This is a genomic window from Candidatus Methylomirabilota bacterium (assembly GCA_036005065.1).
In the GTDB taxonomy this organism is placed as follows: Bacteria; Methylomirabilota; Methylomirabilia; order Rokubacteriales; family DASRDR01; genus DASYQW01.
The window spans coordinates 1-10,590 of the sequence record DASYQW010000046.1; the positions used below are offsets into that span (position 1 = coordinate 1).

A 10,590-nucleotide genomic window follows, 5' to 3' on the forward strand; every position below is an offset into this window, starting at 1 on the left:
GAAGATGCCCCCCCTCGGTTGCGGCGGCACAGCCGCCGCTCGGAGCGCTGCCCGACGCGGCGCGCGCTCGGGGCGAGCCGCCGGGTTACTCCGACACGCGCCTGGCCGGCGGGCGGCTCCGTCGCCCGCATCTTCTTGACAAGGCCTCCCGACTCCTCCTACACTCGGCCGCGCGCCGGCACTCCGGAACGGTCCACGCCGACGCGACCCGAAAGGAGCGTCATGCCGGTGGCCAAGCGCTCGCGTCTCGCCGCCCCGCTCTGCGCTCTGCTGGCCGCCATCCTGGCCGGATGCGTGTCGACGCCGACCTGGGAAGCGAAGGATCTGGCGGCGGTGCTCGACGCGTACCGCAAGCAGAACGTGCTCCTGGAGGAGCGGCGGCAGGCCCGCGAGCGCCAGATGTTCCGCAAGCTGGCGGTGAGCAAGGGGCCGTCGCTGTTTGCGTCCACGGTGAGCGTCGACCTCGAGCGGGCTCCGCTGGAGCCCGTGGTGCGCCGGGTGCTGGACGACGGAGATCTGCCGTACTCGATCGAAGCCCCGCTGCCGGCGGCGCGGGTGACGGCCCGATTCGATGCCCTGCCGGTCCTCCCGGCCCTCAATCGGCTGCTCGAGCCCCACGGCCTGTCCGCGGCCGTCAAGGACTCGGTGCTGGTCATCGGTCCCGGGGGCCCGGGCGAAACCGCCGCCTCGGCCGCGCCGGCCCCCCCGGCGACCCCCGCGCCGCCGAGCCCGCCCGCGGCAGCCGCGCCTCCGGCCCCGCCGGGCGCGCCGATCCTCCCGGGCTTGCTCCCCGGACTCGCGCCGCCCGGGCTGGGAGCGCCCCGGCCGTGGACGGGCATCACGGTTCCGCTCCGGTACCTGGATACCGCGGCGGCCGCCGCGTTCCTGGATGGCCTGTACCCCTTGAGCCAGCCGGCCGGCACCCGCGTCATCACCTTCGGGCAGCAACCCTACACCAACGCCATCTCCCTGGTCGGCGGCATCGACGAGGTGGGCAAGGCCGCCCGGCTCCTCCGCCAAGCCGACCACGAGCCGGCTCACGTCGTGATCGAGGCGTTGGTTGTCGAGTTCGACGCCGACGCTCTGGAGCAGCTGGGCACGGATCTGCAGAACTTCGCCAGCGGAGAGATCAGCGCCCTCACGACGGCCATCGGCCTGGTCGGCCAGAAGGCCCTGACCTTCACCTACACCGCCGGCGCCGCCAACAGGCGCGCCTTCACCGCGCTCATCGACGTCATGGTCCAGCACGAGAAGGCCCGGCTCATCTCACGCCCGTTCCTGGCCACCCTCAGCGGGAAGAGCGCGGCCATCAACATCACGCGTGACCGCTACGTAATCGTCCAGTCGGCCCAGTTCGGCGCTACCGTCGTCACGCCCAACGGGATCTCGGCCGGCATCATCATGAACATCACCCCCACCGTGCTGCCGGAGGGTATGGTCCGGCTCGACGTCAGCGTGCAGGATTCCCTGTTCGTTCCCTCGGTCAGCCCCAACATCGCGGCCGAGGTGGACAAGAATCAGGCCAACACCGCGATGCTGGTGGAGAGCGGCCAGAGCATCATCATCGCCGGCCTCACCCTGAACCGTCAGACGACCAGCAACGCCGGGCTCCCGTGGCTCCGCCACGTGCCGCTCCTGAACCTGCTGGCGGCCAAACAGCAGGCCGAGACCACCCGGGCGGAGGTCATGGTCTTCGTGACGCCCCACGTCTGGTCCCCGGGGATGACGTCGCCGCTCGCCGAGCCCGACGCCTTCTCGTTCAGGAAGGACGACCGCGACCTGACCGACCTCGAGCGGTTCCGGCGCCCCTGAGCTGAACCTCGGAGGGGGTGTCGGAACACCCCCTCCGAGTTCAGGTCAGTGACCGAGGTAGCGGAACTGGATGTCGCGCCAGGCCGGCTGGGTCGTCACCCTCAGGAGCGCCACGTTCAGGCTCTCGCGGAGCGGGCTGCCCGTCGGCAGGGGAAAGGCGTAGAACTCGCGCTCCAGGAGGTCGGGCAGGACGTTGACGACGCCGCTGAACTCGCGCTGGATCTCGTACTTGAGGGCCGCCTCGCCGTGGACGAGGCCGTCGACCTCCTCTCGCGCGAGCGCCCGCACCGCATCGGCCAGGTGCGCGAACCTCCGTGCCTTGACGCGCTGGCGACGGAGGTATTCCACGGCCGGCGAGCCATCGACGACGGCCACCCGGAAGTTCCGCAGATCGGCCGCCGTCCGGATCTGCTCGAAGTGGCTGATCGCGACCCGGGCCGAGACGAAGCCGGTGAAGAACGTCACCAGGACGACGCTGACCAGCATCCAGGTGACGGCGACGACCCGCCCGGCCACCGTCATGGGGATCTTGTCTCCGTAGCCGACCCCGGTGAAGGTCACGGCCGACCACCACACGCCGGCGCCGATGCCGGAGACCGCGCCGCCGCCGAAGTCCTTGGGATTCCGCTGCCGCTCCAGGAGCCAGGTGACCGCTCCGGCGGCGACGAGGAGGGCCAGCCACCCGAGCAGGGCGCCGAGGAACGCCGGCGAGAGGAAGGCCCGGGCCAGGCTGGCCCAGCGAATGCCCTCCGGGCGCCGGGGCACGGCGATGCCGAGGCCGGTCGTGTAGAACATGTGGCTGAAGTCGACGCGCTGCTCCCGCTCCGGCGTGACGGCGACGGGCCCCACCAGCGCGTCGAGCCCCCCGGCCTCGACACCGGTCAGCGCCGCGTCCGGCTCCAGCTCCTGGAATCGATACTGGAGGCCGAGCTCGCGGGCGATCGCGTCCCAGAGGTCGACGGCGATCCCCTGCCACGTCCCTCCCGCCGACTTCATGGTGTAGGGCGGCGCCGAGAACACCCCGACGGTCAGCGTCCGGGCGGCGGGCGGCGTCTGGGCACTCGCGCTGCCGCTCGAGGCGGCGGCGAGCACGAGCGCGGATGCCGCGAGGAGGCGTCTTCCGAGGGTCAAGGCACGGTCTAGAGTAACTCACTTCACGGTGACGCTCTTGGCCAGGTTGCGCGGCTTGTCGGGGTCGTGGCCACGCAGCAGCGCCAGGTAATAGCCGAGCAGCTGAGCCGGCGCGGCGTTGACCAGGGCGGTGGCCGGGCCGAGGTCGGCCACCGGGATGTGATAGTCGAACGCCTCGTGGGGCTCCGGCGACACGCCGACGAGCATGGCGCCGCGGGCCTTCACCTCCATCGCCCCCGCCATGATGTCGTCGTGGGTCTCGTCGCGCGGAGCCACCACCAGGCAGGGCGTGCCCGGCTCGATCAGCGCGATCACGCCGTGCTTCAGCTCGCCGCCGGCGAAGCCCTCGGCGTGGACGTAGCTCACCTCCTTCACCTTCAGCGCCGCCTCGAGCGCGAGCGGATAGCTCGGGCCGCGCCCGATGACGAAGAGGTGGTCGCGGAGGTAGATCTCCTCGGCGATCCGGCGAATGAGGTCTCGCCGGTCGTCGGCGAGCAGGCGCTCGATCTCGTCGGCCGCGCCCTCCACCAGCGCGGCTCCGGCCGCGAGCTGCCCGGTCAGCTCGTAGGCGGTCAGCAGCAGGACGGCCAGCTTCGCGGTGAAGCTCTTGGTGGCCAGGACGCAGCGCTCGGGACCGGCCCCCAGCGGCACCGCGCAGTCAGCCAGGCGCCACAGCGTGGAGCCCTCGACATTGACCAGGGCGGCGATGCGCGCCCCGCGCTGCCGCGCCGCCCGCACCGAGTCGATGACGTCGATGGTTTCGCCGCTCTGGGACAGGGCCACCACCAGCGATCCGGCGGTGACGAAGTCGCCGAGGTACGAGAACTCCGACCCCGTGGCGAAGGTGACGCGGCGGCCGGCGATCCGGGCGAGGAAGTACTGGGCAGCCAGCGCGGCGTGGCCGGCTGTGCCGCAGCCCACGACGAAGACGTCGCGCGCGTCAGCCAGCATCGCCGCGAGCCGCCGCGCGTGCTCCCCCCAGCTCTGCCCGAGGCGCCGCAAGACCGCCGGCTGCTCGTGGATCTCCTTGGTCATGTAGTCCGGGTATCCGGCCAGCTCGGTGGCGGCCGCCTCCCACTGGACCTCCGTGATCTCGGGCACCAGCTCGCGGCCGGTCGACACGTCGAAGAGACGGTTGGTCTCGCGGCTGACCAGCACCGCCTGCTGATCCTCGACGAAGGTCACCCGGCGGGTGTGCTCGAGCAGGGCGCTGTAGTCCGAGGCGAGCATGTTGCCCTGCTCGCTCCAGCCGAGCACGAGGGGAGAGCCGCTCTTGGCGGCGGCGAGCCGGCCGTCGCGCGCGTCGAGGACGGCGATGGCATTGAGCCCCCGAAGCTGGCGGAAGGCGGCGATCGTGGCGGCCAGGAGCTGATCCGGGCCAGACGGCGTCTGGTTCAGACAGTCCTCGAGCAGGTGGGCGACCACCTCGGTGTCCGTCTCGGAACGGAACCGGTGGCCGGCCCGCGCCAGCGGGGCGCGCAGCTCTCGGTAGTTCGTGACGATGCCGTTGTGGACGAGGGCGAGGCGCCCGGCGCAGTCGAGGTGGGGGTGGGCATTGGGCTCGGTCACTCCGCCATGGGTCGCCCAGCGCGTGTGCCCGAGGCCCAGGGCGCTGGCCGGAAGCTCCGCGACCGCGTCACCGATCTTGCCGACGCGCTTGTCCATGACAACCTGGGTGCCGTGGGCGACGCCCACGCCCCAGGAGTCGTAGCCGCGATACTCGAGCTTCTTGAGCGCGCGGAGCACGATCCCCGCGGCGTCCTGCTGGATGCCCGCGTAGCCGAAGATTCCACACATGGCGCGCCTCCACCCGGGGAGAGAGGGTGCGTGGAATCTGGCGCCGCCGCGAGCAGGCCCGCTCGCGGCTCCCGAGCGCGCGATGCCGGGGTCCGGCCGTCCCCCGTCAGCGGGGGCAGCCCCGACGGCATCACAGAGGGCAAGGAGGAGTCGAGAGGCGGGTCAGCGTGACCCGCCGGCACCCTGGGCAGCCTTTGTCAGCGCGTCGCCGCGCTGGTTTGCTCTGCCCATCACGACCGTGCCCGCCGAGGGACCATCCGCCGAATGGTTCGATCGGTCCCTTCCTCGTCATCCGCCTGCGGCCAGGCGGACCAGGCGCTCATCCTGCGCGACTCCTCGATCCCGCTCAGATCACGCTCGCGCACCACCCCTTTCCCGATCAGCGGTCTGATTCCATCGTATCAGCGTCTCGCCCCCGGGCGCAATCCCATCCCGCCGAGTTTGAGGTATGCTGTTTCCGCTCCTCAGCGAAAGGACGCGCCTCGTGCCCTGGGACCCGGCCCAGTACCTGAAGTTCGCCGACCATCGCTTGCGGCCGGCGATCGATCTGTTGAACCGGATCGACGTCGCCGACCCGGCCGAGGTCTACGACCTGGGAGCCGGCGCCGGCAACGTGACCCGGCTGCTCAGGGCGCGGTGGCCGAACGCGCGCATCACCGGTGTCGACGAATCGCACGAGATGCTGGTGAAGGCGGCCGCGGGAGATCCGGAGATCGTCTGGCAGCGGGCCGACCTGGCGACCTGGCGCCCGGCGCGACCGGCCGACGTCATCTACTCCAACGCGGCCCTCCACTGGCTCGGCGACCACCACCGGTTGTTTCCGGCGCTCCTTTCGGCGCTGGCGCCGGGTGGCGTGCTCGCCGTCCAGATGCCCCGCAATTTCTCCGCGCCCTCCCACACCGCCATCGCCGACGCGGTCCGGAGCGGACCGTGGCGTACGAAGCTCGAGTCGTTGATCACGCCGGCGCCGGTGGCCGACCCGGCCGTCTATTTCGACCTGCTGGCCCCGCGGGCGGCCGCCCTCGACATCTGGGAGTCCGAGTATCTCCAGGTGCTCGAGGGCGAGCACCCGGTCAAGGAGTGGACCAAGGGCACGTGGCTCCGGCCGTTGCTCGACGCTCTCGACGAGCCCGAGCGGAGCCGCTTCGAGGCGTGTTATGCCGAGCTGGTCGGGCGCGCCTACCCGCCACGCTCGGACGGACTCACGCTGTTCCCGTTTCGACGCCTCTTCGTGGTGGCCAGGGCGCGCGAAGACTGAACCACTGGCATGGGTATGCCTGGGCGTCTCGGAGCCCGCGCCGAGCTCTTCATGGATCGGAAGCCGGGCCGCCGGTATGCCGCCACGCTGCTCGGCCGGGCGGCCCGGCGGGCGCTGGCCACGCCCTCCGGATGGGATGTGGTCGCGGTGTTTCGCCGGAGCCTGTACTGCGGCAGCCCCGACGGGTCGCTGATCTGCCTCGGCCCGGCCTCCATCGGGGCGGGGCCGCTCAACGTCATCTGTGACCTCCCCAAGGGGGCCGGCTGGGAGGCCGACGTCCTGGAACCCGGAGCGGCGGCGGAGTGGGATGGGACGACCTTTCGGGTCGATGGGTGCTTCGCCTTCGAGCTGGCCGGCGCGCGCGAGTGGCGTCCGGTCCCGGTGCCCGGCGACTGGGCTCCGGACGTGGTCGCCGCGTCGGTACGGGCAGTGGCGGCCGAGACGGCGGCCTGCGCTCCGGCCGACGGCCTGGCTCGGGTCATCTCGACGCTGGCCCCGGCGGGGGCGGCGCCCCCGGATGCCGCGCGGAGCCCCCTCGACCAGCTGGCGGGTCCGGCGGTGACGGCGCTGGCCGGATGGCTCCGATCGGTCCGAGACCAGGCCGGGCCGCCCACTCCCGGGCCGCCCTCCGAGCTGGAGTCCTTGATCGGGCTGGGGCCGGGCCTGACGCCGTCGGGCGACGACCTCCTCGGCGGCGCGATGATCGCGCTTCGGGCCTTCGGGCGGCCGGACGCGGCCGAGCGACTCGCCGATCGGCTGCTGCCGCGGGCGCGAAGCCGGACGCATCGCATCAGCCTCGCGCATCTCGCCAGCGCCGCCGATGGCGAAGGCATGGCCGCGCTGCACGCCCTGCTGGCGGCGCTGTGTGAGCCGGACCTCCCGCAGCTCCATGCGTGTCTGGATGCTCTGGCGGCGGTCGGGCACACGTCGGGCTGGGACGCGCTGGCCGGGGCCTCGGTCGTCGCCGCGGTCATGTCGAGCCCGAGGCCCGGGAGGGAGTCGCGATGGAGCTGACTCGGCTGAGCGCGGGCGAGGCCGCCGCCGCCGTCCGCGCCGGCACGCTGACGGCGGAAGCGCTGGTCCGGGCGTGTCTCGGCCGCATCGCCGAGCTCGAGGAGCAGCTCGGGGCCTGGGCGTACCTGGATCCCGACTATGCGGTGAGCCAGGCCCGGCGCGCGGATCAGCATCGACGGGATGGCGAGGCGCTGGGCCCCCTCCACGGGGTGCCGGTCGGCGTGAAAGACATCTTCGACACGGCTGACATGCCGACCGAGAACGGGACCGTGCTCCATGCCGGTCGCCAGCCCACCGAGGACGCCACCGCGGTGTCACTGCTCCGCCAGGCAGGCGCCATCGTCCTGGGCAAGACGGTGACCACCGAGCTGGCCGTCTACTCTCCGGGCAAGACCACGAATCCCCACGACCCCCGGCGAACGCCGGGCGGATCCTCGAGCGGGTCGGCGGCGGCCGTCGCCGCGTTCATGGTCCCGGTGGCGCTCGGCTCTCAGACCAACGGGTCCGTGCTCCGGCCGGCGTCCTACTGCGGCGTCTATGGCTACAAGCCCACCTACGGGCTGATCTCCCGCCACGGCGCGCTGGGCCAGTCCCCGCCGCTGGACCAGGTCGGGGTCTTCGGGCGAAGCGTCGAGGACGTCGCGCTGCTGGCCGAATCGCTGATGGCCTTCGACAGCCGGGATCCCGCCATGCGGCCGCGCGCCCACGCGCGGCTCCTGGCGGGGCTGGCCGCCGAGCCGCCGACGGAGCCCCGGCTCGCCTTCGTCAGGACGCCCGCCTGGGACCGGGCCGACGACGAGACCCGGCGGGCACTCGCGCGCCTGGTGGAGCGTCTGGGCCCGCGGGTCGTGGAGGTCGCGCTGCCGCCGATGTTCGACGAGGCGATCGGCTGGCACCGCACGATCATGGAGGCGGACCTGGCGAAGAGCTTCGCGGGCGAGTACGCGACGGGGAAAGACCGGCTGAGCTCCGTCCTCCGGGCCATGATCGACCGCGGCCACGAATGCCGGGCCGTGGACTACAACCGCGCGCTCGAGGGCATCCCGCGCCTCAACGAGGCCCTCGATCCGATCTTCCAGTCCTGCGACGCCATCCTCGCGCCGGTGACCACCGGCGCCGCGCCCCTCGGGCTCGAGTCGACGGGAAGCCCGATCTTCTGCACCATCTGGACGCTCTGTGGCGTGCCGGCGATCAGCCTGCCCCTGCTGCACGACGCCGCCGGCATGCCGATGGGCGTCCAGCTCGTCGGGCGCCGAGGCGACGACGGCCGGCTGCTGCGCACCGCCCGATGGCTGGCGCAGCGCGGATCCGCGTAGGAAGAACAGGAGGCACCATGGGAACGTTGGCGCGAGTCCTGGCCACGCTGATCCTCCTCGCCATCCCGGCCCGCGCGACGGCGCAGGCGGCGGTCCCCCTCAAGGTGATCGTCTTCCCCGGCGGCTTCAACTGGCCGATCTGGGCCGCCCAGCAGCAGGGACTCTTTGCCCGCGAAGGGCTCGAGGTGCAGCTCACCCCGACCCCGTCCTCCGTCTTCCAGCTCACGAACCTGATCGAAGGAAAGTTCGACATCGGGATGACGGCCATCGACAACGTCATCGCCTACCAGGAGGGGCAGGGGGAAGCGCCGGTCCAGGGCACCCCCGACCTCTTCGCCTTCATGGGCGGCGACAACGGCTTCCTGCGCCTGATCGTCCAGGCGGACATTCGAGCCTATGCCGACCTCAAGGGCCGAGAGCTCTCCGTCGACGCCCTGACGACCGGCTACGCCTTCGTCCTGCGCAAGATGCTGGAGCACGGAGGCCTGAAGGAAGGCGACTACACCCTGGTGCGGGCCGGCGGCGTCCTCCAGCGCTGGGAGGCGCTCAAGGAGCGGAAGCACGCCGGCACCCTGCTCATCACGCCATTCGAGATCATCGCCGAGTCGCTGGGGTTCCGGCGGCTCGGCAACGCCGTGGACGTCCTCGGCCGCTACCAGGGGCTGGTGGGCGCGGCCCGCCGCTCCTGGGCCCAGGGCCATGCCACCGAGCTCGGCGGGTTCATCCGGGCGTACCGGGCGGGGCTCACCTGGCTCTACGACCGGAGCCACCGGGACCCGGCGCTCCAGCTCCTCCAGAAGAACGTGCCCGGGATGTCGCATGATCTGGCGGCCAAGACGTACGACGTCCTGCTGGCCCCGGCGGGGGGTTTCGAGCCGGCGGCGCGGCTGGACGTCGAGGGCATCCGGACGGTCCTCAAGCTCAGGAGCGAGTACGGCCGGCCGAAGAAGGACCTGACCGACCCGAGCCGGTACTACGACCTCTCCCATTACGAGCGCGCGGCCGGGCCCCGCTGATCGGTGTACCGCTCCGAGCGCGCGCCGCGTCGGGCAGCGCTCCGAGCGGCGGCTGTGCCGCCGCAACCGAGGGGGGGGAATCGGGGGGGTCTTCCGAGACCCCCCGAAATGCCCTAGCGGGCGAGGTGATAGGGGACGTCTGTCACGATGACCCCGCGCCGGAACAGCAGCGCGCCCTTGATCAGCAACGCCGTCTGGTTGTGCAGCAAGTGCTGCCACCAGCGCGCCGGCACGAACTCCGGGAGGATGACCGTGACGAGCGAGTTCGGCGCCTGCTCCTGGAGGTGGTCGAGGTACTCGAGAAACGCGCCCACCACCGACCGGTAGGGGGAGCGCAAGACCACCAGCGGCACCCCGGTCCCCCACTTGCCCCAGCGTTCCTCCAAACGACGGGTTGAGTCCGGGTCCGACTCCACGTAAACGGCCCGGGCGCTGGGCGACAGCGTCTTCGCGTACCGGAGGGCCGGGAGCGTGCCTCGGTGGAGGTCGCCGGTCAGGACGAGAACCGTGTGGTGCTCGGGCGGGGGCGGCGGGTCGGCCCCCTCGAGCGAGAGCTGGCCGGCGACGTCCGCGTAGTGGCGGTGGATCGCCAGGAAGACGAGCACCAGCCCCGGGATCAACAGGACGACGATCCAGGCCCCGTGCGTGAACTTGGTGACGGCGATGATCAGCGTGACGATCCCGGTAGCGGCCGCTCCCGCGCCGTTCAACGTCGCCCGCCTGAGCCAGCGACGACCACGGGCGCGGAACCAGAACCGGACCATTCCGGCTTGCGACAGCGTGAAGGAGACGAAGACGCCGACGGCGTAGAGCGGGATCAGGGCGTGAGTCTCGGCCCGGAAGATGACGAGCAGGACGGCGCTCAACACCGCCAGGATGATGATGCCGTTGGAGAACGCGAGCCGGTCGCCGCGGCTGGCGAACTGCCGGGGCATGAAGCGATCACGGGCCATGAAGGAGGCCAGACGCGGGAAATCCGCGAAGCTGGTGTTGGCCGCCAGCACCAGGATCAGCATGGTCATGGCCTGCACGAAGTAATAGAGAACGCCCCCGCCGAACACCCGGCGCGCCAGCTGGGAGTTGATCGTCTCCTGCTCGGCCGGCACCAGGCCGAAGGCGTTGGCCAGAAACGTGATGCCGATGAACAGCGTGGTCAGGATCGTGCCGAGCATCACCAGCACCTGGCGCGCGTTCCGCGCCTCGGGCGGCCGGAAGGCGGGGACGCCGTTCGAGACCGCCTCGATGC

General features: G+C 71.7%; 8 protein-coding genes. 5 read left to right on the top strand and 3 right to left on the bottom strand.

Going from position 1 to position 10,590, the window contains the following annotated elements; translation table 11 throughout:
• Nucleotides 1-222: 222 nt before the first annotated feature.
• Nucleotides 223-1,812 (top strand): hypothetical protein, encoded by a 1,590-nt coding sequence (locus tag VGW35_03105; protein HEV8306632.1) that lies wholly within the window; start codon nt 223-225, stop codon nt 1,810-1,812.
• Between the two features lie 45 nt (nt 1,813-1,857).
• On the opposite strand, the gene VGW35_03110 is transcribed toward VGW35_03105, so the two are convergent.
• Nucleotides 1,858-2,943, bottom strand: a complete 1,086-nt coding sequence (locus VGW35_03110; GenBank protein ID HEV8306633.1) for a transporter substrate-binding domain-containing protein — start codon at nt 2,941-2,943, stop codon at nt 1,858-1,860.
• An 18-nt stretch (nt 2,944-2,961) separates the two neighbouring features.
• The gene (gene glmS, locus VGW35_03115; GenBank protein ID HEV8306634.1) at nt 2,962-4,740 is read right to left on the bottom strand and encodes a glutamine--fructose-6-phosphate transaminase (isomerizing); all 1,779 of its coding nucleotides are present in this window, start codon (nt 4,738-4,740) and stop codon (nt 2,962-2,964) included.
• Nucleotides 4,741-5,224: 484 nt separating this feature from the next.
• Here glmS and VGW35_03120 point away from each other — a divergent pair, with 484 nt between their 5' ends.
• The 4 genes from VGW35_03120 to VGW35_03135 are packed head-to-tail and all read left to right on the top strand — an operon-like array spanning nt 5,225 to nt 9,344.
• Entirely contained in the window at nt 5,225-5,998 is a 774-nt protein-coding gene (locus VGW35_03120) for a methyltransferase domain-containing protein (GenBank protein ID HEV8306635.1), read from the top strand.
• A 51-nt stretch (nt 5,999-6,049) separates the two neighbouring features.
• Complete coding sequence (locus VGW35_03125) at nt 6,050-7,012, top strand: DUF2877 domain-containing protein (GenBank protein HEV8306636.1); 963 nt, start codon at nt 6,050-6,052, stop codon at nt 7,010-7,012.
• The gene (locus VGW35_03130) at nt 7,003-8,328 is read left to right on the top strand and encodes an amidase (protein ID HEV8306637.1); all 1,326 of its coding nucleotides are present in this window, start codon (nt 7,003-7,005) and stop codon (nt 8,326-8,328) included. The genes VGW35_03125 and VGW35_03130 overlap by 10 nt, the downstream gene beginning before the upstream one ends.
• Before the next feature lie 17 nt (nt 8,329-8,345).
• On the top strand, nt 8,346-9,344 hold the full coding sequence (locus VGW35_03135) for an ABC transporter substrate-binding protein (protein ID HEV8306638.1): 999 nt from the start codon (nt 8,346-8,348) through the stop codon (nt 9,342-9,344).
• 113 nt (nt 9,345-9,457) lie between these two features.
• On the opposite strand, the gene VGW35_03140 is transcribed toward VGW35_03135, so the two are convergent.
• Nucleotides 9,458-10,590 (bottom strand): amino acid permease (locus VGW35_03140; protein ID HEV8306639.1); only part of this gene is annotated, 1,133 nt, incomplete at its 5' end.